Consider the following 23,070-nt stretch of genomic DNA (forward strand, 5'->3'; position numbering starts at 1 on the left):
TTACCTATGAGAGATTACGACGAAATGGATGACCAAGACTCACAAAGCATGAGTTTTGACTTTAGAGGTTTTCTTTTTAAAGTCTTAAACCTTTGGAAATTTGTATTGATTTGCATTGGAGTTGCTATACTAATCGCTTATTTTATTAATGCAAGACAGCAAAATGTGTACCGCTTAGATTCATTAATTTCTGTAGATAACGATCAGAATCCATTTTTTACGGCCAATACTAGTATTTCCTTTAATTGGGGTGGTGTTTCGGGTAAAGTTGGTAAAATAATGACCGCGATTAAAACGCGGACTCATAATGAAATAGTAGTCGATTCTCTTAAGTATTACATGGATTATTTAGAGGAAGGCAAGTATCGTAAAATAGATATTTATAAGAGTGCTCCTTTTGAGTTTGTTATTGATAAATCTAAAGGACAGGTCCTTAATTATCCCGTAGGAATTCGTTTTATAAATGCAAACGAGTTTGAAGTTTTTACAGCTTTTGAAGAGACAAGAGCCACTGCTCAGAGTTATGGCGATAAATCAAAGTCTAGTATTACGGTTCCAAGTGGAGCGTTTAAAAAAAGGTATAAAAGTGGTGAGCTAATTACTTTGCCATTTCTTAATGGTCGCATAGTCGTTAAACCCCTACAGAATATAAAACCAGAAGCTGAATATTTTCTTCAGTTTAGTAATTTTGATGGTGTTGTTAATACTTATAAATCAGCCATTACTATTGGGACTTATTCTGAGTCCTCTTCTAATATTCTAAGACTGCAATTAACAGGGCATAACAAAGCTAAAATTGTAGATTTTTTAAATGCGACTTCTACAATTTTAAGTGAGACTGAATTGGAACGTAAAAACTTGTATGCTACTAATACTATTAAATTTATAGACAGTAGTTTGGCGGCTGTAAATACAAATCTTAAAGATTTTACAGACGAGATGAATGCATTTCGTAGTGAAAATAAGGTTTTTGATGTCAGTTCTGAAATCGCTCAGATTTCAGATGAATTACGCCAATTAGAATTAGAAAAACAAAATGAAGAATCTAAGCTCGATTATTTAGGGAATCTTGAGGTTTATTTAAATACAAAAACCGATTATACTAATATTGCCGCGCCGACGAGTGTTGGTATAGAAGAAGGGAATGTACTTAGTGGTGTTTCTAAAATTGTGACTTTAGCAGCAGAACGTCAAAATTTAGAATACACAACGAAAGAAGGCTCAGGGCTTTTTAAAGAGTTAGATCGCCGTATTGATTCTGAAAAAAATGTATTGCTAGAAACGATAAATGCAACAAAACGAACTATAGGTGTACGTATAGGGACTTTAAATCGTAATGCGGCTAATTTAGAATCTAAGTTAAGTGGTTTGCCAGAAGATGAACAACAATTTTTAAAGATTCAAAGGCAATTAGATATGAGTCAAGAGGCTTATAATATTTATATGGCCAAACGTAGTGAGGCAGCTATCGTTAAAGCGGCTAATATTTCTGATCTTGGTATTGTAGATGAAGCTAAAGATATCGGAGGTGGTTTAATAGGCCCTAATAAGAGTCTTAATTATATGATGGGCCTAATGCTCGGTTTCTTCATTCCTATGTTTTTAGTTTTTATCGTGTATTTGTTAGATAATACCATTCATGGTTCTGATGAGATTACACGGATGTCTAAAATTCCGATACTAGGTTTGGTCGGGAAGTACCGCTACAAGAATAACTTGGTGGCTTACGAGAAACCTAAATCTGCAGTAGCAGAATCTTTTAGAGCCATACGATCGAGTTTGCAGTTTATTTTTAAAAACCAGAGAACAGAAGAGAGTTTGGCACATACGTTAATGGTTACTTCTTCTGTCAGTGGGGAAGGGAAGACGTTTACCTCAATTAATGTTGCTACTGTCTATGCGCTTTCGGGTAAAAAGACCATTTTATTAGGTTTAGATTTACGGAAGCCAAAAATATTTGATGATTTTAATATTACAAACGAGAAAGGGGTTGTAAATTATCTTATTGGTGATGGTACACTCGATGAAATTACAACACATACGCATATTGAAAATTTAGATATTATCACTTCAGGTCCTATTCCTCCAAACCCCTCTGAATTGTTAATGAGTGATCACATGAAAGAATTAATCACGACTCTAAAACAAGAATATGACGTGATTATTCTAGATACACCTCCTTTAGGTTTAGTAACGGATGCTTTAGAATTAACACAATATGCCGATGCTACTATTTTTATGGTACGCCTAGATTATACTAAAAAAGGGATGTTGCAATTGGTTAATGCGAAGCAACGTACAGGAGAGCTTAAAAATGTGAATTTTGTTCTTAACTTCTATAGACATAAAAACAATAGCAATTACGGTTATGGCTATGGTTACGGCTATGGTTATGGCTACGGTTATGGCGTTTATGGTAATGCATATCATGAAAAAGATGATAATTCTATCTTTAAGAAGATAAAGAATTTTGTTAAGAAGATTTAATCTTGTTGAGAGTGAAGCGTGAAGAGTTAAGAGTTAGGAGTTAAGAGTTAAGAGTTAAGAGTTAAGAGTTAAGAGTGAAAAGTGAAAAGTTGAAAAATTAATGATGTTTTATTAAGTCGTTTAAATTTAATTTGGAATACTAACAACTTTGGAAAAAAGGATCTTACAGATAAAAAAGACATTTCATTATTGGATGGTCCTCTATAGGGGGCTTTAGGCGTGTTAATTTGATGATTAAATAAAGAAATGGTCAAGCAGAAATTTATATTCACCACCTCACCACATCACCACATCACCACCTCACCACATGACCACCTCACCACATCACCACATCACCACATCACCACCTCACCACATGACCACCTCACCACATCACCATTTCACCATCTCACCACATCACCACCTCACCACATGACCACCTCACCACATCACCATTTCACCATCTCACCACATCACCATTTCACCACATGACCACCCCACCATATGACCACCTCACTATCAAAACACCAAGCAATGATAACTAAAAGACAACTTTATATAAAGCGTATTTTTGATAGCGTTGTCGTTCTGTTTTTTCTGCCTTTTTTCATTCTGCCCATTCTAATACTTGTTGTTATAGCGACTATAGATACAAAACAATGGGGGATTTATTCACAGCAACGTGTAGGTCAGCATGGTAAGCTTTTTAAGATTTATAAAATTAGAACTTTAGATAATGGAGCGCATCAGCTTGGTCAGTTAGAGCGGGGTGCTTCACCTATTGGTGTTTTTTTAAGACGAACAAAACTTAATGAATTGCCGCAATTGTATAATGTTTTAATAGGAGATATGAGTTTTGTGGGACCTCGACCAGATGTGTTAGGTTTTGCGGATCTTTTAGAGGGAAGTGATCGTGTTATTTTAAAGGTGAAACCAGGAGTTACAGGTCCAGCAACTTTAAAATACAAGAATGAAGAACAATTATTGGCAGAGCAAGAAGATGCCGAATATTTTAATAAAACTGTTATTTGGACAGATAAGGTTAAAATCAATAAAAATTATGTACTTAATTACAGTTTTTACTTAGATTTGATTCTTATAGTAAAATCTATTTTTAATATATGACACATTCAGAAGATAAAATTTCTATCATAGGCTTAGGCTATGTAGGACTGCCCTTAGCAGTAGAGTTTGCTAAAAAATTCTTTGTTGTTGGTTTTGATATTAATAAACAACGAATAGAAGAACTAAATGCAGGCGTTGATAAAACCTTAGAGGTTGATAATGAGGATTTAAAATCTGTTTTAACCACAGACTTAAACGCAAGTAAAGGTTTATATGTTACCGATAATGTAGAAGCATTAGCAACGACTAATATTTATATTGTCACCGTACCTACGCCTACAGATGCTTTAAATAAACCCGTGTTTACACCGCTTATAAAAGCGAGTGAAGCGGTAGGTAAAGCATTATCTAAAAATGACATTGTTATTTATGAGTCTACGGTTTACCCTGGTGCAACAGAAGATATATGTGTGCCTATTTTGGCAGCCTTTTCGGGATTAAAATATAATGAAGACTTTTTTGCCGGATATTCTCCAGAACGTATTAATCCGGGAGATAAAGAGCATACAGTAACTAAGATTTTAAAAGTAACGTCGGGTTCTACACCAGAAATAGCGCTAAGAGTTGATGCGCTTTATAAAAAAGTGATTACTGCGGGGACACATTTAGCACCGACTATAAAAGTGGCTGAAGCTGCAAAAGTCATCGAGAATTCACAACGCGATATCAATATTGCTTTTGTTAACGAATTGTCTAAAATTTTTAGACTTTTAGATATTGACACTAAAGCTGTTTTAGAAGCTGCTGGTACGAAATGGAATTTCTTAAAGTTTTCACCTGGTTTAGTGGGAGGACACTGTATTGGTGTTGATCCTTATTATTTGGCACAAAAAGCGATTGAATCAGGATATAATCCTGAAATCATTTTAGCAGGTCGTAAAATGAATGACAGTATGGGAGGCTATGTGGCCACCGAAACTGTTAAAATGATGATTAAAAAAGGAGCGACAATTAAAGGGTCTAAAGCACTTGTTTTAGGTATTACGTTTAAAGAAAATTGTCCAGATATTAGAAACTCTAGAGTGATAGATATTATTAAAGAACTTGAATCTTATGACGTTAATGTTGATGTTTATGATCCTTGGGCTTCAAAAGAAGAGGTGAAACATGAATATCATTTAGATTTAATAAATGATTTTGATGCTTTAAGTTCAGACTATGATGCCGTAATTTTAGCGGTATCTCATCATAAGTTTTTAAAAATAGATATTACTCAATTAAAATCAAAAACAGGTGTTATTTTCGATGTAAAATCCTTACTACCAATAACAGCAATAGACGGAAGATTATAATGTATAACACCCCATATCATAATACAGATTTATCATTATTTAGTTTTTTAATAACAGGGGGCGCAGGCTTTATTGGCTCTAATCTTGTTGAATATTTATTAAAATATAAGGCCAAGAAAGTACGTGTTTTAGATAACTTCTCTAATGGGCATCGTGAAAACTTGGCCGAGTTTATAGAGCATCCAGCATTTGAACTTGTAGAAGGAGATATTCGTGATTTAGAGACTTGTAAAAAAGCGATGGAAGGGATAGATTACGTCTCTCACCAAGCGGCGCTGGGTTCTGTTCCACGTTCTATTGAAGATCCTGCAACGACCAACGCGGTTAATATTTCGGGGTTTTTAAACATGATGATTGCTTTAAAGGATAGTTCTACTGTAAAACGTATGGTTTATGCAGCGTCTAGCTCCACTTATGGGGATAGCAAAGCTTTACCAAAAGAAGAAAGTGAGATCGGAAAACCTTTATCGCCTTATGCGGTGACTAAATATGTTAATGAATTATATGCAGATGTGTTTGGTACAACTTACGATACAGACGTTATTGGGTTGCGCTATTTCAATGTATTTGGTCCTAAACAGAGTGCTGATGGGGCTTACGCTGCCGTTATTCCTTTGTTTATGCAGGGGTTAAAAGATTATGAGTCTCCTAAAATTAATGGGGATGGAGAGCAGACTCGAGATTTTACGTTTATAGATAATGTAGTTCAAGCCAATGTAAAGGGGTTCTTTGCTTCAAAAGAAGCCAAGAATGAAGTTTTTAATGTAGCATGCGGAGAGCGTATTAGTATTAACTATTTATGGGAGTCTTTGCGACTTGCTGCTGATTCTGAATTAAAAGTGCGTTATGGGCCTAACCGACAGGGAGATGTTAAAGATTCTTTAGCTGATATTTCTAAGGCCGAAAAATTATTAAATTATAAGCCACAGTATACTGTGCGAGAGGGGTTAGAAATTACTTGGAGTTATTTTAATTAACAGCTCTATTGATCTCTATAAAACCTATAGCAACAATCTAAAATAAGACTATAATCTAAAATAAAAATAATGACAAACATTTTAGTTACCGGTGGTGCAGGACAATTGGGGAGTGCAATGGCTTTAAAATTGGCAAAGAAACCTAATGTTACTGTGGTTGTGATTGATAATCTTTCAACAGGTGATAAATCTAAGCTTCCAGACCTCGATAATATTATTTTTATCAAAGCAGATGTGAATAATTATGATGATATCATATCTATTTTTGCGACTTATAAATTTAAGTATGTATTCCATTTGGCGGCTGTTGTTGGTGTTAAGCGTACATTAGAACATCCTATTACTGTTTTAGAAGATATTGAAGGTTTAAAAAATGTGTTATCATTATCAAAGAATTCTGGTGTAGAGCGTATTTTTTATTCCAGTTCATCTGAAGTCTATGGAGAACCTTTTGAGATTCCACAGAATGAACAAACGACACCTTTAAATTCTAGATTACCTTATGCTATTGTTAAAAATGTAGGTGAAGCTTTTTTTAAGGCTTACCAACAAGAATATGATTTAGATTATACCATTTTTCGTTTCTTTAATACTTACGGTCCAAAACAAAGTGATGATTTTGTAATGCCGAGATTTATAAAACTAGCGTTAGCAAATGAGCCCATTCCTATTTATGGAAAAGGAGAACAAACACGTTCGTTTTGTTATGTTGATGATAATATAGATACTTGTATTAAAACTTTAGATGAAAAGGCTTATGTAAATGATGTTCTCAACATAGGAAATGAAAATGAAATTAGTATTTTATATTTAGCTGAAAAAATTATAGAACTAACACAATCTAAATCTGAAATTGTGTTTCTACCTTCTTTAAAAGAAGGCGATATGACAAGAAGATGTCCAGATATTACTAAAATGAAAGCTTTATTAGGGCGTGATTTAGTGACTTTAGAAGAAGGAATTCTAAAAATGATAGCGCATTTTAGAGGATAAACTTTTTAACTCCCCTTTCTTTTCCTCGTGCCTCAGAAAATTCATTCCCCTCTTTGAAGGAAAGAGGGGAGCAGTGTTACAAGGATGTAATTGTGATTGTTTTGGTTACACAAAATTTTAGTTTTTAAACACGCTATTTTTTCAGCAGAGTAATCCTTCAAATCAATATTATTCTTTTTTATATAATTTATATTTAAATCCCAAATCAAAGCTCCTCCCTTTAGAAAAAGGGAGGTGGCTAAACCGCCAAAGAGGTTTAGACGGAGGGTTCCAAAAAGGTTTAGCCGCAGGGTTTTAGTCTAACACCAATACTATTTAGAACTAAAATTATTCTGTATTTCTTTTAAAACAGAAGGAAGAGCATCAAAAACCATCTTGTTTTCAAAACGGATAACTTTATAGCCTAGACTTTCTAAGTGCAAGGTTCTTTTTTTATCATATTCCTGTGCCTTTGGATTATTATGAACTTCTCCATCTAATTCAATAATCAATTTTTCTGAAGCACAGTAGAAATCTACGATGTAGTAATCCATACTGTGTTGCCTTTGAAAACGTCTATTACCTAATTGTTTTGATTTTAAATGTTTCCATAAATAGGCTTCTGCAGGTGTTAGTTTTTTTCTTAATGCGCTTCTGTAATTTTGTAGTTCTTTTTTAGTATGTACTTTTTGTTTTGACATGTATTAAAAGTAAGAAATATTTTTTAACTCCCCTTTCTTTTCCTTCGTGCCTCAGAAAATTCATTCCCCTCTTTGAAAAAAAGAGGGGAGCTTTGTTTAGAGGCGTTTTTTTGTAATTATTTTGTTTACACTAAATTTTAGTTTTTTAGCACGCTATTTTTTACAGCAGAGTAATCCTTTAAAACCATATTATTCTTTTTTTTAATAACTTATAATTTAGTCCCAAATCAAAGCTCCTCCCTTTAGAAAAGGGAGGTGGCTAAACCGCCAAAGAGGTTTAGCCGGAGGGTTTGAAAAAGGTTTAGCCGCAGGGTTTAAGTTATATAATTCAGGTGTGATTAGTGTTTTTTGAACTCCCCTTTCTTTTCCTCGTGCCTCAGAAAATTCATTCCCCTCTTTGAAAAAAAGAGGGGAGCTTTGTTTAGAGGCGTCTTTTTATAATTATTTTAATAACAAGAGCTTTTAGTTTTTTAGCACGCTATTTTTTACAGCAGAGTAATCCTTTAAAACCATCTTATTCTTTTATAGTTCATTTATGTTTTAATCCAAAATTAGCTCCTCCTTTTAGAAAAAGGGAGGTGGCTAAACTGCTGGAGAAAGTTTGGACGGAGGGTTTGGCTTTTTGTTTAGAGCGAGTTTTAGATTCTTAATGGAATTACTATATTTACCCAATCAAAAAAAAGACTAATATTGAGCAAGCTAAACGAGGAATCTTGGCTATATACTATTTCTTCAAAAAAGAAACTTATAGACTTTAATTTCAAAGAGATATGGCATTACAGAGATTTGTTAGTACTCTTTGTAAAACGCGATGTAGTAACGCTTTATAAGCAAACCATTTTAGGTCCGCTTTGGTATTTAATACAACCTTTATTTACCGCACTAACCTTTACTTTAATTTTTAATAAGGTGGCAAATATCGAAACCGGAACCGTACCTCCATTTTTGTTTAACTTGGCAGGGATTTCTATCTGGAATTATTTTAGTACCTGCCTAACCACAACCAGTGACACTTTCAAAAGTAATGAGGCCATTTTTGGAAAGGTTTATTTTCCACGAATCATTGTTCCACTATCGATTATACTATCCAATTTATTGAAATTTGGAATTCAGTTACTCATATTCATAGCCTTTTACATCTATTACTACAGTAATGGTGCTGCGATCGCCGTAGACAGTAGCGTCATCTTTTTTCCTTTTATTATACTATTAATGGGCTTATTAGGATTAGGAATAGGAATGATTATCTCTAGCTTGGTAACAAAATATAGAGATTTAAAATTTTTAGTAGGTTTCGGGGTGCAACTATTAATGTATGTATCCGCTGTAATGTATCCGTTAGCACTTATGCGTGATAAATTACCCAAAATAGCATGGGTTGTTGAGTACAATCCATTGGCTTATATTATTGAGACCTCAAGATTTATGCTGTTAGGAACAGGAACCATAAATGGATTTGGAATTGCTTATACGGTTATAATTACATTTCTAATTTTATTTTTTGGAATTATTATTTTCAATAGAACGGAGAAAACGTTTATTGATACCGTTTAATTTTTGAATAGTGAATAGTGAATAGTGAATAGTGAATAGTGAGAAATGAGAAATGAGAAGTGAGAAGCAAACGATAGAGAAATCACGAACCATAAACCACGAGCAACGAACCACGAATAACAAACAACAATGAGTGTCATTTTAAAAGCTGAAAATATAAGCAAACAATACCGACTTGGTGTTGTGGGTACAGGGACTATAAGTCACGACCTTAACCGTTGGTGGGCGCGTATACGTGGTAAAGAAGATCCATATTTAAAAGTTGGAGCTGTAAATGATAGAAGTACCAAAGCCGATAGTGCTTATGTTTGGGCCTTAAAGTCTATTAATTTTGAAGTTCAAAAAGGAGAAGTTCTTGGTATAATTGGAAAAAATGGAGCTGGAAAATCAACGTTATTAAAAATACTATCGCGTGTTACCATACCAACCACTGGAGAAATAAAGACCAGAGGTCGAATAGCATCTTTATTGGAGGTGGGTACTGGGTTTCATCCTGAATTAACAGGGCGAGAAAACATGTACCTTAATGGGGCGATTTTAGGGATGACCAAAGCCGAAATAAAAGCAAAAGAGCAAGAGATTATTGAGTTTTCAGGTTGTGAGCGCTATGTAGATACACCCGTAAAACGGTATTCTTCTGGTATGCGTGTGCGTTTGGCTTTTGCTGTTGCCGCTTTTTTAGAACCTGATATTTTAGTTATTGATGAGGTATTGGCTGTTGGTGATGCGGAATTTCAGAAAAAGGCTATTGGGAAAATGCAAGACATCTCTAAAGGGGATGGTAGAACGGTATTGTTTGTAAGCCATAATATGGCGGCGGTAAAGAACTTGTGTACACGTGCTATTGTTTTAGAAAACGGAACGTCTGTTTTTGAAGGGGCTACGGATGAGGCTGTGGATTTTTATTTAAGTCAGAATAAAAAACAAGAAAGCATACCTCTCGAAGAGCGTAAAGACAGATCCGGAAATGGTGATTTCTTATTTAAAGATATTTCAATACTGAATACAGGAAATGAAGCACTAACAAGTCTACTTTCTGGTGATTTTTACAAAATTAAGATTTGTTTAAAAACTATAGTGAAGCAAACGGATGTAAAAATCCGTATACAATTTATAGATAATAAAGGTGCCGTTCGTTTTTTATGCAATAGCTATTTTGTTGACACAAAGATCCTTAATTTAGAAAAATCAGATTCAAATTATATTGAATTTCAGATTGCTAAATTTCCATTACCTATAGGGAATTATTTAATTCAATTGACGGGAGTAAGTACGGATGGTATTCAGGATGATATTGAGAACGCATTAGAATTTAATGTTGTTGGAGGAGATTTTTTTAAAAGTGGGAGAGAACAAATTTCTAAAGAAGGTGTTTTGGTTGAGTATACTTTTAAAAAAGTTTTCGAGCAAGAAGATTTAGATTAACGAAAAAATTATAGTATTATCAAACTTTGATTAAAACAAGTAATATTGAATTATGAAAACCTAAATATAGATATTGGTCATTCTAAAATATTGTTAGTTTCTTTTGGGGGGATTAAACAAGGTATGGGAATACCTATTTATGAATTTTATAACGTGTTTAAAGATATAGGCTGTGATAAGGTGTATATAAAAGATGTTAACCAAGCATGGTATCATAAAGGTGTTAATCGAGAGATAGATGATATAAAGAAGCTTAAAGAATTACTTCAAAAAATAATTATAAAAGGTGCATATGAAAAAGTGATTTTTATAGGGAATTCTATGGGGGGATATGGAGCCATACTTTTCGGGGCTTTGTTAAACGTTGATAGTGTCATTGCTTTTTCTCCACAAACTTTTATAGGGAAAATTAATCGATTTTGGTATAGGGATCATAGATGGAAAAAGGAATTATCAAAAGTTTATTTAGATAATTTTTCACAAAAAAAATATTATAATTTAAAAAAAAGTTTAAAAAGAGAAATCTTTAATCCAAAAATAGAAATTTTTTATTCTTTAAATGATAAGTTAGATAGTTTGCATGCCGAAAGATTGAAAAATCAATTTAATATTAAATTAGTTCCTTATCTAAAAGGGAATCATAATTTAATTAAGGTATTGAGAGATGATGGTGAATTAATTAATATAATTAGAAAAAGTATAAACAGTTGAAAATTCAATTTTGAAATTCTAAGTTAGAAAAAATGCAACTTATATTTTGGCACATTAGAAATTGTTGATACTTATCAATTACAAATTTAAACGTATAAATTAAAAAATGCTAAAGCTATTTAAAAAGCAAAAAGAAGAAGTATCATTTATTTTTGGATGCCCTAGAGGTGGGACAACTTGGTTATGGTCACTATTAGAGTCTCACCAAGATATTATACCATTTACAAATGGCATCGAAAAAGACGCAGAAGGATATTATGCGACTAGTGAGTCAGGGATTTATATAAAACAACCCAAAAAAGCTAAAAAAATTATGTCCTCATTTTGCAAAAATAATAAGGGCAAAATTATTATAGAAAAAACGCCCTTACATACGCTAAGGTATAATGTAATAAAGAAAGATTTTCCTAATAGTAAGGATATTGTTATTCTTAGAAATCCAGTTGCAATTGTTAACTCAATGTACACATCAAATATGATGGCTTTTGAAAATTATGATATCGATAAGTCTATAGAAGAGGTTAAAAAATATTTTTCGGTATTGTCCGGTGTAATTAATGCAAAGACAGCTCACGTTATAAGTTACGAAAACTTGTTAAAAGACACTAAAACTGAATTTACCAAAGTGTTAAACTACTTAAATGTTTCAGCTGAAAATGTAGATGCCATAATTTCAGATAATAAAAACAAAACGAAAGTGAGTGTCTCTGGGGCATACAGAAAAGGACAGAGCGATTCTTTTAAAAATGACTTATCTAAAGGGCAAATATTATTAATAACAGAAGGGTTAAAAGAGGAAATAGCTTTATTTAATCAGCACCTTTAATATGCCTAAAGGAATTAAAAAGATATTAGTAGCTAATGCTAGATTAAATAGATTAGGGGGGTCTGAAACATTTGCTTATACGCTTATTGAGGAGCTTAAAAGTAGAGAGGATATTTACGTAGAGTATTTCACATTTGAAAAAGGTAAGGTGTCAGAACGCATAGAACAAGAACTATCTGTTCAATTTATGTCGTTGCCAAAATATGATCTTATTTTAGCTAACCATTATACATGTGTACAAGAATTATATAAAAAAGGATTTCTTATTCAAACTTGTCATGGTATTTACCCTATACTAGAGCAACCTTATGCTTTGGCTGATGCTCATGTAGCCATATCCCAAGAGGTCAAAAATCACTTATATAATTTAGGATTTAAAAGTAATATAATATATAACGGTATTAATACGAATAGGTTTTATGATAAAAAACCTGTAAAAAAACAATTAAAGAAAGTGCTTAGTCTGTGCCATTCTAAAGAAGCTAACGATTTTATTAAATCCATTTGTGAAGATTTAAATGTCGAATATCTTCAGGCTTATAAATTTAAGAATGCCGTTTGGAATATTGAAGACTCTATAAACAATGCAGATTTAGTAGTGGGATTAGGTAGAAGTGCGTATGAAGCCATGGCTTGTGGAAGACCTGTAGTTATTTACGATAATAGAACCTATTTTGAATCGTGTGGAGATGGTTATGTTAAAGATAAATTAGAATTAAGCCTGTTAAACAATTGCTCAGGAAGGTATTTTAAAATTAAATATGATAAGGAATCTTTAAAAAAAGAGTTTTTAAAATACAAAAAAGAGGATGGAGAATTCTTTAGAGAAGAAGCTTTAAAGAATTTTAATATAATTCATAGTGTTGATCAATATTTTGAATTATGGAATATTACTGCTAATAATAATCTTAATAATTGTAAAATTACGATAAAAAAGAAATTAGGGTTTCTTAGTTCTCATATAGCATTTTTACTTTTATTAAGACACCTTCCTAAGACGGAAAGGAAACGTACATTTTTTAGACAATATCCAATATTATATAATTGGGGAGCTATTAAGAAATTACTATTATTTAAAAAATGAAAATATAATTCAACCTTTTAGTAGATTAGATGTTAGCCATTATCATCCCATATTATAAGCATACCTTTTTTAAAGATACCTTACAGTCTTTAGCAAATCAAACTGATAAACGTTTTACAGTATACATTGGTAATGATGCCAGTCCTGAGAATCCAGAAGCACTTATAAAAGAGTTTAAAGGCCAATTATCTATCGTTTATAAATCGTTTAGTAATAATTTAGGTGGTAAATCTCTGGTGCAACAATGGGAGCGCTGTCTAGCTTTAATACAGAATGAGGAATGGATTCAAATTTTAGGGGATGACGATTTGGTGTCTAGTAATTTTGTAGCGTCTTTTTACAATGCTTTACCGTCAATAACGCGGTATAGTAGTGAAGTTATTAGATGGTCTACATATGTAGTTGATGAAAATGGAGATCGAACTTCCGAACAATTTATGCATCTGAAATTAGAAACAGCGGTTTCTTTTTTTGAAAGAAAATTCAGCAAAAAAACACGTAGCTCTTTAAGTGAATATGTGTTTAAAAAGACCAATGTTTTAGAGATAGGATTTCAGGCTTTTAATTTAGCATGGCATGCCGATGATATGGCGGTCTTTGAATTTTCTAATAATAAATCTATTTATTCTATTAATACAGCTTATGTATCTGTTAGAGTTTCGAAATTAAATATAACAGGAGATTCCCAACATTATGTAGCCAAAAATAAAGGGACTTTTCAGTTTATGGAACATCTTTTTAATAATTACTCTAATGTGTTTTCTACAGGGCAAAAACAGATCTTGCTAAAGAAGCTTGAAATGGCCTATTATAATATACCTTCTTATAAGCGGTGGATTAAAGTCAATAAATTATACTATAATGCATTAGGAATTTATGGTACATTTGATTTTTTATTTAGAAATTTTAAAACAGGAGTGGCAAAGGTGCTAAAAAGAGTACATCTGTTTAATACTGTGAAAAGATTAACAGCAAAATAAGTGTTATTTAATGAATAATTTTTTTCTAGTTATACCTACAAGAGAACGTTTAGAGTGTTTAAAAAACTTATTAACAGATTTAAAAGCATTTAGTTCTTATATCTCTCAAGTGGTTATTGTAGATCAGACAGAACCATGTGTTGAAGACGCTTTAAAGCAATTACCCTTAAATTATGCCTACCAAGTTGTAAAAGGAGATAAGTCTAAAAGTGTTAATCATTCAAGAAATTTAGCTTTAGACTATTATGAAAATGAGGAATGGTTGTTCTTTTTAGATGATGATTTAAGAATTTCAGAGCAAGCCTTTCAAAAAATAATAGAACATTTGGCCCCTAACATTATAGATGTATTAATACCAGGAATTGCATTTGATGGAATGTATCAAGAAGATGTTAAGTATACTAGTATTTTGGACACAATTGCAAAACCAAATAATTTTTCTAAAGGGCGTTTTAGATTACAAGTCTGCTCGGGTTTAAATATTGTAAAATCCCAAACATTTAAAGACGCTGGCTTTTATTTTGATGAGACTTTTACTATTTGGGGAGACGATTGGGATTATGGCATGCGATTATTACAAGCTGGAGCTAACATCTATTTTCAACCCAATATTTTAGTAGAACATTTACATGCACCAATAGGAGGGCAACGCGATATGAAAAAACAATTGAATGTCGCTTTAGAAAAAGAAATTTTATATTATTATTTTTTAAGAAAGCATTTTTCTAATTATGTGTTAAAACAACAGTATTACACTAGTATTTTTATAGGACTTAGACGTTTGATTTATAATTTGAGTATTACTCCGTTAAAAAACACTTTAAAAGGATATAAAATATCAATAAAATATTAAGGCATGAGAATAGGATTTAACCCCAATAAAGATAAGTCTTTAGGTAAACTTGATTTTTTTCATCAAGTCGTGGTACCTGTTCATATCCCTTATATGAAAGACTATTTTATAGATAGTCTAATAATTCTTAAATATTGTTTAGAATCTTTAATTATAACCACTCATAATAATACTTATATTACTGTAGTAAATAATGGAAGCTGTAATGAAGTAGTACAATTTTTAGATGGGTTAAAAAATGGTGGTGAAATACAAGAATTGATACATACCACTAGTATTGGAAAAATAAATGCAATTGTAAAAGGAATAGCTGGGCATAAATTTGATTTAGTTAGTCTAGTTGATGCAGATGTTTTATTTGTTCAGGGTTGGCAAAATGCGACTTATAAAGTGTTTAATGCTTTTCCGAAGGCAGGTGTTGTAACTCCTACACCAAATCCAAAATTAGTAAAGTACCATACTAATGCTTTGTTTTTTGACAGGCTGTTTTCAAGTTCATTAAAATTTTCAAAAGTAAGAGACTCTAAAGCACTGATAATGTTCGCAGATAGTATAGGGAATCAAAATTTGTATAAAGATGTTCATTTATCTAAATATCTGACCGTTAATTCTGGTACGGGTGTTAACGCAGTTGTTGGTTCAGGTCATTTTGTTGCAACTTATAGAGGAGACTTATTTAAAACTTTAGATAATTCTAAAGATGTGTATTTTTTAGGAGGAAATGCTGTTGAGAAACATTTGGATCATCCGATTGCTAAAAAAGGATTTTGGAGATTAGCGACTAGAGATAACTATACGTATCATATGGGTAACACTTCAGAGCCTTGGATGCAACAATTGCTTAGTGAACAAAAAAAGAATAAAGAAGAACACATAGAGAATCTTAACTTGTTTGATTATAAAGGAGGGAATGTTATTGCGATCTTAATACAGAATTTATTCGCTAAGCTGTTATTTAGAAAAAAGGTTTGGAAATTATATTTAAGAAAAAAGGGTCTTACTAGACTTGAAGCTGAATCATATTAATATGAAAATAGTTGCCATTATACCAGCCCGTGGAGGGTCTAAACGTTTGCCGTTTAAAAATATCTTACCATTAGGAGGTTTACCTTTATTAGCGCATAGTATTAAATATGCCTTAGCCCAACAAGACATCGATGTTGTCTACGTAAGTACAGATGATGAAAAGATAAAGAAAATTGCTTTAGACTATGGTGCTTTGGTGATTGATAGACCTAAAGCTTTATCAGGTGATTTAGAACCTACAATTAGTACCTTGCAGCATGTGTTACAACAATTAAATGATGATAAAATTGAGGCCATAGTGTTATTACAACCCACTAACCCATTACGTCCCCCAACACTATTTAAAGATGTGTTTGCTCAATTTAAATCTAACAATAGTTCTAGTGTTTTTACGGTGAGTCGTAATCACGATAAATTAGGTGAAATTGTAAATCATAAATTTGTCCCCTTTAATTATGCAACAGGACAACGCAGTCAAGATTTGGAACCTCTATATTATGAAAATGGCTTGTTATATATTACAACTGCAAATGCGATACGTGATGGATATGTTATGACAGAAGATGCTTTTCCTTTTATTGTAAATCACGTCTTTGCTAAAGTAGATATAGATACTCAGGAGGATTTTGATTATGCGGAATTTTTATTCAGAAATAGATAAAGATGATTACTATTGTTTTAATATTAAGGTTAATTACGTTCCTTAATTCATCAAAATAGAATTTATTTCTAAAGAAATGGCTTTAGCCCCTATAGGAGACCAGTGGGTGCTATTAAAATAATAAACATTTTTATTTACATTCAATTCGTTGCGCAATATTTCTATAGAATTAATATACAAGTAGTCTTTTGATAGGTCATTATAATAATTAAAAAAAAGAGGAGTTTTAAATTTGTCTTTATTTTTTATATACGGATAATAAAGATCGTATTTGTCAGGGCTTATTAATAGTAATAGTTTAATGTTTTTTTCTTCAAGTAATTGGCTAATCCTATTAATTAAAACATTGCTTTTTGAAATTCTTGATGAGTCATTTTTATGGACTAAAAATTTTAAATCATCTTCAAAGAATAAAAGGTTGTTTTTCTTACCTGTAAATAGATTATTACCATTAGTTTTTACATTATAAGTTTTAGAGAATGTTGGTTTATCATAGATTAGGTATTGTAAATTTGTAAGAGGTATCTTTAGAGTCGCATCTGAAAAAAAAGATGAACTTAGCTTAGAAAAGCTATTTGTTCTATTTGCTATACTATATTTTAACGTCTGTATGTCTGTAATTTTAGATAATTCAATATTTTCAGTTCGTTGTACAAATAATCGCTCTGCTGATTGTAAAATGACGTAATTAAACTGATTCATATGGAAAAAATCACCATTGATAAGCTCGATTAATTTTTGTATTGGGTTTTCGGATAAAAACCTATCCATATGTAATACCGAAAAATTATTAGCAAGAAAATTGTTATAACCTTTAGCTTCTTGTTCTGAGAATGAGTCACCGATAGTTAGTATATCGAAATTGTTTTTTGTATTTAAATTTAGTTCAGAAAATGTGGTATATTTCTTTTCAATATACAAATCTTTAAACGCATCTTCTGTAGCTCCTTTTTTACTATATAGATAGCCAATCCTTGCTAGATCACCTTCAATAGGATAATAGTAAATTACGTTTAATAAATACATTAAAAGAAATGGAGCAATAAAGAAAACACTTTTTAAAATAAATTTTTTCATATTTTAGAATTGAAAATATATAAATTGTTGATCATTTCCTCCAAACCAAAATAGCAAAAGTATAATTATTAAATACATAGTATACCTAAACATAGAATTCCAATTCGAGCCTAGTTGTTCAATAGCATATTTATGTCTTCTTCCTAACCATTCTATAATAATAAACAGTACTATTAACAATAATATTAATTTAGCTGAATCATCTTTTTCAAATACTGGATAATTCAAAAGTGATTTTGAAAAAATTCTAAAAGTATAACTCAATGCATGTTCCATGTTCTCAGCTCTAAAAAAAATCCAAGCAAAAACGGTGAGACTAAAAGTAACCAACATTGAACCAAGTTCTTTGAGGTTGGGTAAGTATTTTTCTTGTGCAATAACATCTAGGTTATTTCTGTTTTTCCCAGAAAGTAATATCGGTAAAAAATAGATAGCATTTAAAGCGCCCCAAACAATAAAGGTCCAATTGGCTCCATGCCAAAACCCACTAACAATAAATATGATAAATACATTTCTAACTTGATTCCATTTAGGTCCTCTAGAACCACCTAGCGGAATGTATAAATAATCTCTAAACCAAGTTGATAATGAAATGTGCCACCGTCTCCAAAATTCAGCGATGTCTCTAGAGAAATAAGGAAAAGCGAAATTTTGTTTTAAATCAAATCCAAATAATCGCGATGTCCCTATGGCAATATCTGAATAACCAGAGAAGTCTCCATAAATTTGAAATGTAAAAAACAGCGCTCCAAGTACTAAAGTACTTCCAGAGTAGTCATCAGAATTATTAAAAATAATATTAGCATATTGGGCGCAATTATCAGCAATGACAATCTTTTTAAATAATCCCCAAAGGATTTGCCGCATGCCGTCAACCGCCTTATTATATTTAAAGACTCTCTTTTTGTAAAATTGGGGTAATAAATTTGTAGCCCGTTCTATCGGGCCCGCAACAAGTTGAGGAAAGAAACTTACAAAAGCGCTGAATGCTATAAAATCTTTTGTAGGTTTAAGGTTTTGACGATAGACATCTATGGTGTAGCTTAAAGTTTGAAAGGTGTAGAAGCTAATCCCTACAGGTAATATTATATTTAAAGTATTGGCTTGTATTTTTGTTCCGAATAAAGAAAACGCTTCAATAAAGTTGTCTAGAAAGAAATTGTAGTATTTAAAGAAACCAAGAAAACCTAGGTTTATAAGAATGCTAACCCAAAGTAAAATCTTTCTCTTTAGTTGATTTTTTCCTTTAGATAAGGCAACTCCAATAGAATAATCTACAATGGTACTGAATAAAATTAAGGCTAAAAACCGCCAATCCCACCACCCATAGAAAGTATAACTTGCAACTACTATTAAGGCATTTTGGAGTTTTAAAGACTTATTAAAAACAAACCAATAAAGTAGAAATACAATAGGTAGAAATATGGCAAAGTCTAAGGAATTGAATAGCATTTAGGTAGCGTTATAATAATATAGGCAGCGAATATATTATAAGAATTATAAAGAAGGTGAATTAACATTGCATTTTTATTATGGTTTTTTCAAAATCTTCGTTAAGTTTACCCCTGTTAAAATAAAATACAATGAATCCTTATATAGAAATTTCAGGCCGTAAAATAGGTCCTGATTATCCTCCTCTAGTCATTGCAGAAATAGGTATTAATCACGAAGGGTCTTTAGAAGTGGCTAAAGAAATGGTTGATGCTGCAGCACGTGCTGGTGCAAAAATGGTGAAACACCAAACCCATATCGTAGAAGACGAAATGAGTGGGGCTGCTAAAAGTGTGATTCCTGGTAACGCTGAGGTTTCAATTTACGATATTATGGCGCGTTGTGCGCTAAACGAGGCTGATGAATTGGCTTTAAAAAATTATGTAGAAGCCAAAGGGATGATTTTTATATCGACTCCGTTTTCTAGAGCAGCGGCAGAACGCTTAGAACGTTTCGATATTCCAGCTTACAAAATAGGATCTGGCGAATGTAATAATTATCCCTTGTTAGAGCATATTGCACAATTTAGGAAGCCTGTTATTTTAAGTACAGGAATGAATACAATTGAGAGTGTTAAAAAAGCCATCGCTATTTTCGATGCACATCAGGTTCCTGTAGCCTTATTGCATACCACCAATTTATATCCTACGCCTATTCATCTAGTACGTTTTGGGGCGATGTTAGAGTTACATGAAGCATTTCCTGACAAAGTGTTTGGTTTAAGCGATCATACACTCAATAATAATGCGTGCTTAGGTGCTGTTGCTCTAGGAGCAAGTATTTTAGAACGTCATTTTACCGATCATATGCAACGTACAGGTCCTGATATTGTTTGCAGTATGGATGAACAAGAGTGTAAAGATCTTATTATAAATAGTGCGGAAATGGCTTTAATGCGTGGAGGAACTAAAGCGCCTGCTAAAGAAGAGCAAGTGACTATAGATTTCGCTTTTGCCACCGTTTGTACGATTGCGCCGATTAAAAAAGGAGAGCTTTTTACGAAACAGAATTTATGGGTGAAACGTCCTGGAACGGGTGAGATACTTGCGGAACAATTTAATGACATCTTAGGTAAAACGGCGAGTGTAGATTTGCCTGATGATGTGCAGTTAAAATTGCAAGACATCTTATAAGGATATTTTCGTGGGGTATTATAAGGTGTTAAAGCACTGTGATTACAGTTGGTTGTTATAAAATTTACGTTTAACCTATTTATAGCGTAAAACAACTTAGAATCTTTTAGGGTTTCAAATAAAAGCCCTAAAATTGCTCACAGATCTTATAACACTAAAAAACATTGAGTCATCCCATAATTTATAAATTCTAGTCATGAAAAAAATTGTATTCCTAACAGGTACAAGAGCAGATTTTGGGAAATTAAAATCACTTCTTGCTGTACTTCAAGATGCCGTAGGTTTTGAACCTCACATTTTTGTAACAGGGATGCACTTACAAGAATTGTATGGGTATACCTTAATTGAGGTACAGAAAAGTGGCTTTAAAAATATTCATACCTTTAAAAATCATACAGATGAAACGACGATGGATTTAACATTAGCGAAAACCATTTCAGGATTTTCAGAGTATGTTAAAACCATAGCCCCCGATTTAATTGTAGTGCACGGCGATCGTGTAGAGGCTTTAGCAGGGGCTATTGTAGGGAGTTTAAACAATGTATTAGTTGCACATATAGAAGGCGGAGAAGTTTCAGGAACCATAGATGAACTCTTACGTCATGCCACCAGTAAAATGAGCCATGTACACTTTGTATCTAATGACCAAGCCAAAACGCGTTTAATACAAATGGGGGAATTAGAAGAGGCAATTTACACAATTGGGTCTCCAGATGTAGATATTATGTTCTCAAATACATTACCCGATTTAAATACAGTTAAAACCTATTATAATATTGATTTTGAAACCTACAGTATTGTCATGTTTCATCCCGTGACCACTGAAGCGAAAGATATGGCGGCATACGCAGACGCTTTTGTAAATGCTTTAGTAGCAAGTCAAAAGCATTATGTTGTTATTTATCCTAATAATGACTTGGGGAGTCAGGCCATCCTAAAGGCTTATAAGCGCATTGAAAATCATACTAATTTTAAAATCTTTCCATCCTTGCGATTCGAATATTTTTTAACCTTGCTAAAGCAGGCGCAATGTATTATAGGAAATAGTAGTGCAGGAGTAAGGGAAGCACCTTATTATGGTGTTCCGGTGATTAACATTGGGACGCGCCAACAAAACCGTGTGACCCATTCTGAAATTATAAATGTAGATTATACTGAAGCGGCTATTTTAGACGCTTTACAACACCTATCAGAATTAACAATAGCACCTTTAACACCCCAGTTTGGAGGCGGAAATAGTGGTGCTTTATTCCTAAAGCGTTTACAGGAAGCAGCCTTTTGGAAACTGAATCATCAAAAACAATTTCGGGATATATGAAAATCAAAAAGAAAATACTCTTTATTATCCCTGATGGGGTGAGTTTAAGGAACTTTGTGTATACGTCGTTTTATAAACAAGCGCAAGCCATGGACTTAGATATCGTGTTTCTAAATCTTACGCCACTACCATTGTCAGAACTAGGGTTAAAAGAAATTATACCCCAAACCATAAAACAAAACTCTTTAACCGACAGTTTTAAGAATGCAAAGAAACGTGTAGAACTCAATCAATATATTCAGCGATTTAAGGATACTGTATATCAAAAATATTTGTTTCCGCTAAAGAATTCGGCGCTAAAAAGTCGCATAAAAAATAGTATTACCAAGTTGCTTATTAGCTGTTATAATTCTGAACAAGGCCTTTTAACCTTACGTAAGCGTATACGTTATTTAGAAACACAAACCGATTACTATAAACAATGTATTGCAATTATCAAACAAGAAGCACCGGATGTAGTGTATAGTGCAAGTCAGCGTGCTATATTGTCTATTGCTCCGGTTGAAGCGGCTAAAGCTTTAGGAATTCCAACGATTGGCTTTGTATTCTCATGGGATAATTTACCAAAATCGATGTTAGATGTAGAGACGGATTATTATCATGTATGGAGTACACACATGAAACACGAATTGTTAACGTATTATCCATTTGTAAAAGATGCCCAAATAACGGTAACAGGAACACCTCAATTTGAACCTCATTTTTACACAGACATTATTGATAGTAAACTAGATTTTTACAAACACTATAACTTAAACCCTACAACAACTTATTTCTGTTTTAGTGGAGACGATATTACAACATCGCCTCAAGATCCTTTATATTTAAGAGATGTTGCCAAAGCGATAAAGAGTTTAAATGAGCAAGGTCATCAATTAGGAATTATTTTTAGACGCTGTCCTGTAGATTTTTCAGACCGTTTTGATGCTGTTTTAGATGATTTTAAACATTTTATAGTTCCTATAGCGCCGTTATGGAATGCTCTAGGTGATGGATGGAACGCTAAATTACCAACATCTGAAGATTCAAAATTATTAGTGAATATGGCAGAACATACCGCAGGAGTGATCAATTTAGGGTCGTCTATGGTGTTTGATTATGTGGCACACAACAAACCTTGCGGGTATATGAATTATCATTATGATATAGATGATGCTATAGTAAAAGGCGTACACGTGTACGATTATGTACATTTTAGATCTATGCCCACAACAAATGCAGTACATTGGTTAGACCACCCATATGGTATACAAGATCGTTTGCTATCTATGCTAGATTCAACAAACGAAACAGTTAAAAATGGAACACAGTGGTTTAATAAAATAAATGAACAACCTGCAACAGAGGCTTCAAATCGTATTTTAAATGCAATTCGTAGATTGGTTAATAATTAATTAG

20 protein-coding genes are annotated in these 23,070 nt (G+C 32.6%); 17 read left to right on the plus strand and 3 right to left on the minus strand.

Going from position 1 to position 23,070, the window contains the following annotated elements:
- Nucleotides 1–6: 6 nt before the first annotated feature.
- The 5 genes from HSX10_RS10505 to HSX10_RS10525 all read left to right on the plus strand — a co-directional run bounded on the left by HSX10_RS10505 (nucleotide 7) and on the right by HSX10_RS10525 (nucleotide 6,853).
- Complete coding sequence (locus HSX10_RS10505) at nucleotides 7–2,487, plus strand: polysaccharide biosynthesis tyrosine autokinase (RefSeq protein WP_173588173.1); 2,481 nt, start codon at nucleotides 7–9, stop codon at nucleotides 2,485–2,487.
- 513 nt (nucleotides 2,488–3,000) lie between these two features.
- On the plus strand, nucleotides 3,001–3,591 hold the full coding sequence (locus HSX10_RS10510) for a sugar transferase (RefSeq protein ID WP_173588174.1): 591 nt from the start codon (nucleotides 3,001–3,003) through the stop codon (nucleotides 3,589–3,591).
- Entirely contained in the window at nucleotides 3,588–4,883 is a 1,296-nt protein-coding gene (locus HSX10_RS10515) for a nucleotide sugar dehydrogenase (RefSeq protein ID WP_173588175.1), read from the plus strand. Before HSX10_RS10510 ends, HSX10_RS10515 begins: the two co-directional genes overlap by 4 nt.
- Nucleotides 4,883–5,860: an SDR family oxidoreductase gene (locus HSX10_RS10520; protein ID WP_173588176.1), complete on the plus strand. Its 978-nt coding sequence runs from the start codon at nucleotides 4,883–4,885 to the stop codon at nucleotides 5,858–5,860. Before HSX10_RS10515 ends, HSX10_RS10520 begins: the two co-directional genes overlap by 1 nt.
- A gap of 69 nt (nucleotides 5,861–5,929) precedes the next feature.
- Complete coding sequence (locus HSX10_RS10525) at nucleotides 5,930–6,853, plus strand: NAD-dependent epimerase/dehydratase family protein (RefSeq protein WP_173588177.1); 924 nt, start codon at nucleotides 5,930–5,932, stop codon at nucleotides 6,851–6,853.
- Between the two features lie 311 nt (nucleotides 6,854–7,164).
- Here the strand turns inward: HSX10_RS10525 and HSX10_RS10530 are convergent, their stop codons facing one another.
- Nucleotides 7,165–7,533: an endonuclease domain-containing protein gene (locus HSX10_RS10530; protein WP_173588178.1), complete on the minus strand. Its 369-nt coding sequence runs from the start codon at nucleotides 7,531–7,533 to the stop codon at nucleotides 7,165–7,167.
- A 690-nt stretch (nucleotides 7,534–8,223) separates the two neighbouring features.
- On the opposite strand from HSX10_RS10530, the gene HSX10_RS10535 reads away from it, so the two are divergent.
- From HSX10_RS10535 to HSX10_RS10575, 9 genes are all read left to right on the plus strand, one after another.
- A complete protein-coding gene (locus HSX10_RS10535) occupies nucleotides 8,224–9,087 on the plus strand; it encodes an ABC transporter permease (RefSeq protein WP_173588179.1) in 864 nt (287 codons plus the stop codon).
- A gap of 129 nt (nucleotides 9,088–9,216) precedes the next feature.
- Complete coding sequence (locus HSX10_RS10540; protein WP_173588180.1) at nucleotides 9,217–10,512, plus strand: ABC transporter ATP-binding protein; 1,296 nt, start codon at nucleotides 9,217–9,219, stop codon at nucleotides 10,510–10,512.
- A 45-nt stretch (nucleotides 10,513–10,557) separates the two neighbouring features.
- On the plus strand, nucleotides 10,558–11,223 hold the full coding sequence (locus HSX10_RS10545) for an accessory Sec system protein Asp2 (protein WP_173588181.1): 666 nt from the start codon (nucleotides 10,558–10,560) through the stop codon (nucleotides 11,221–11,223).
- A gap of 106 nt (nucleotides 11,224–11,329) precedes the next feature.
- Nucleotides 11,330–12,049: a sulfotransferase family protein gene (locus HSX10_RS10550; protein WP_173588182.1), complete on the plus strand. Its 720-nt coding sequence runs from the start codon at nucleotides 11,330–11,332 to the stop codon at nucleotides 12,047–12,049.
- 1 nt (nucleotide 12,050) lies between these two features.
- Nucleotides 12,051–13,133 carry a glycosyltransferase gene (locus HSX10_RS10555; RefSeq protein WP_173588183.1) on the plus strand — a complete coding sequence of 361 codons (1,083 nt, stop codon included), beginning with the start codon at nucleotides 12,051–12,053 and terminating at the stop codon, nucleotides 13,131–13,133.
- 29 nt (nucleotides 13,134–13,162) lie between these two features.
- Nucleotides 13,163–14,113: a glycosyltransferase family 2 protein gene (locus HSX10_RS10560; protein ID WP_173588184.1), complete on the plus strand. Its 951-nt coding sequence runs from the start codon at nucleotides 13,163–13,165 to the stop codon at nucleotides 14,111–14,113.
- 10 nt (nucleotides 14,114–14,123) lie between these two features.
- Nucleotides 14,124–14,966, plus strand: coding sequence for a glycosyltransferase family 2 protein (locus HSX10_RS10565; RefSeq protein ID WP_173588185.1), 843 nt, complete (start codon nucleotides 14,124–14,126; stop codon nucleotides 14,964–14,966).
- A 3-nt stretch (nucleotides 14,967–14,969) separates the two neighbouring features.
- Nucleotides 14,970–15,992, plus strand: coding sequence for a glycosyltransferase family A protein (locus tag HSX10_RS10570; protein WP_173588186.1), 1,023 nt, complete (start codon nucleotides 14,970–14,972; stop codon nucleotides 15,990–15,992).
- A 1-nt stretch (nucleotide 15,993) separates the two neighbouring features.
- Nucleotides 15,994–16,653 carry an acylneuraminate cytidylyltransferase family protein gene (locus HSX10_RS10575; protein WP_173588187.1) on the plus strand — a complete coding sequence of 220 codons (660 nt, stop codon included), beginning with the start codon at nucleotides 15,994–15,996 and terminating at the stop codon, nucleotides 16,651–16,653.
- Nucleotides 16,654–16,695: 42 nt separating this feature from the next.
- On the opposite strand, the gene HSX10_RS10580 is transcribed toward HSX10_RS10575, so the two are convergent.
- Both HSX10_RS10580 and HSX10_RS10585 read right to left on the minus strand, forming a co-directional pair.
- Nucleotides 16,696–17,730 (minus strand): alginate O-acetyltransferase AlgX-related protein, encoded by a 1,035-nt coding sequence (locus HSX10_RS10580; RefSeq protein WP_173588188.1) that lies wholly within the window; start codon nucleotides 17,728–17,730, stop codon nucleotides 16,696–16,698.
- Nucleotides 17,731–17,733: 3 nt separating this feature from the next.
- Nucleotides 17,734–19,182 carry an MBOAT family O-acyltransferase gene (locus HSX10_RS10585; RefSeq protein ID WP_173588189.1) on the minus strand — a complete coding sequence of 483 codons (1,449 nt, stop codon included), beginning with the start codon at nucleotides 19,180–19,182 and terminating at the stop codon, nucleotides 17,734–17,736.
- Between the two features lie 131 nt (nucleotides 19,183–19,313).
- On the opposite strand from HSX10_RS10585, the gene HSX10_RS10590 reads away from it, so the two are divergent.
- The 3 genes from HSX10_RS10590 (at nucleotide 19,314) to HSX10_RS10600 (ending at nucleotide 23,066) form a co-directional block, all read left to right on the plus strand.
- Complete coding sequence (locus HSX10_RS10590) at nucleotides 19,314–20,354, plus strand: N-acetylneuraminate synthase family protein (protein WP_173588190.1); 1,041 nt, start codon at nucleotides 19,314–19,316, stop codon at nucleotides 20,352–20,354.
- A 196-nt stretch (nucleotides 20,355–20,550) separates the two neighbouring features.
- Nucleotides 20,551–21,672 (plus strand): UDP-N-acetylglucosamine 2-epimerase, encoded by a 1,122-nt coding sequence (gene neuC, locus HSX10_RS10595; protein ID WP_173588191.1) that lies wholly within the window; start codon nucleotides 20,551–20,553, stop codon nucleotides 21,670–21,672.
- Entirely contained in the window at nucleotides 21,669–23,066 is a 1,398-nt protein-coding gene (locus HSX10_RS10600) for a UDP-glycosyltransferase (protein ID WP_173588192.1), read from the plus strand. The genes neuC and HSX10_RS10600 overlap by 4 nt, the downstream gene beginning before the upstream one ends.
- The last annotated feature ends 4 nt before the right edge of the window (nucleotides 23,067–23,070 follow it).

The organism is Winogradskyella undariae (assembly GCF_013285155.1).
GTDB lineage: Bacteria > Bacteroidota > Bacteroidia > Flavobacteriales > Flavobacteriaceae > Winogradskyella > Winogradskyella undariae.

Bases quoted from the DNA above. Each gene is read 5' to 3' on its own strand.
- HSX10_RS10515 (WP_173588175.1), top strand. From the start codon at position 3,588: ATGACACATTCAGAAGATAAAATTTCTATCATAGGCTTAGGCTATGTA.
- HSX10_RS10555 (WP_173588183.1), top strand. From the start codon at position 12,051: ATGCCTAAAGGAATTAAAAAGATATTAGTAGCTAATGCTAGATTAAAT.
- neuC (WP_173588191.1), top strand. From the start codon at position 20,551: ATGAAAAAAATTGTATTCCTAACAGGTACAAGAGCAGATTTTGGGAAA.
- HSX10_RS10570 (WP_173588186.1), top strand. From the start codon at position 14,970: ATGAGAATAGGATTTAACCCCAATAAAGATAAGTCTTTAGGTAAACTT.
- HSX10_RS10505 (WP_173588173.1), top strand. From the start codon at position 7: ATGAGAGATTACGACGAAATGGATGACCAAGACTCACAAAGCATGAGT.
- HSX10_RS10525 (WP_173588177.1), top strand. From the start codon at position 5,930: ATGACAAACATTTTAGTTACCGGTGGTGCAGGACAATTGGGGAGTGCA.
- HSX10_RS10520 (WP_173588176.1), top strand. From the start codon at position 4,883: ATGTATAACACCCCATATCATAATACAGATTTATCATTATTTAGTTTT.
- HSX10_RS10530 (WP_173588178.1), bottom strand. From the start codon at position 7,533: ATGTCAAAACAAAAAGTACATACTAAAAAAGAACTACAAAATTACAGA.
- HSX10_RS10575 (WP_173588187.1), top strand. From the start codon at position 15,994: ATGAAAATAGTTGCCATTATACCAGCCCGTGGAGGGTCTAAACGTTTG.
- HSX10_RS10550 (WP_173588182.1), top strand. From the start codon at position 11,330: ATGCTAAAGCTATTTAAAAAGCAAAAAGAAGAAGTATCATTTATTTTT.
- HSX10_RS10540 (WP_173588180.1), top strand. From the start codon at position 9,217: ATGAGTGTCATTTTAAAAGCTGAAAATATAAGCAAACAATACCGACTT.
- HSX10_RS10600 (WP_173588192.1), top strand. From the start codon at position 21,669: ATGAAAATCAAAAAGAAAATACTCTTTATTATCCCTGATGGGGTGAGT.
- HSX10_RS10565 (WP_173588185.1), top strand. From the start codon at position 14,124: ATGAATAATTTTTTTCTAGTTATACCTACAAGAGAACGTTTAGAGTGT.
- HSX10_RS10590 (WP_173588190.1), top strand. From the start codon at position 19,314: ATGAATCCTTATATAGAAATTTCAGGCCGTAAAATAGGTCCTGATTAT.
- HSX10_RS10580 (WP_173588188.1), bottom strand. From the start codon at position 17,730: ATGAAAAAATTTATTTTAAAAAGTGTTTTCTTTATTGCTCCATTTCTT.
- HSX10_RS10585 (WP_173588189.1), bottom strand. From the start codon at position 19,182: ATGCTATTCAATTCCTTAGACTTTGCCATATTTCTACCTATTGTATTT.
- HSX10_RS10510 (WP_173588174.1), top strand. From the start codon at position 3,001: ATGATAACTAAAAGACAACTTTATATAAAGCGTATTTTTGATAGCGTT.
- HSX10_RS10560 (WP_173588184.1), top strand. From the start codon at position 13,163: ATGTTAGCCATTATCATCCCATATTATAAGCATACCTTTTTTAAAGAT.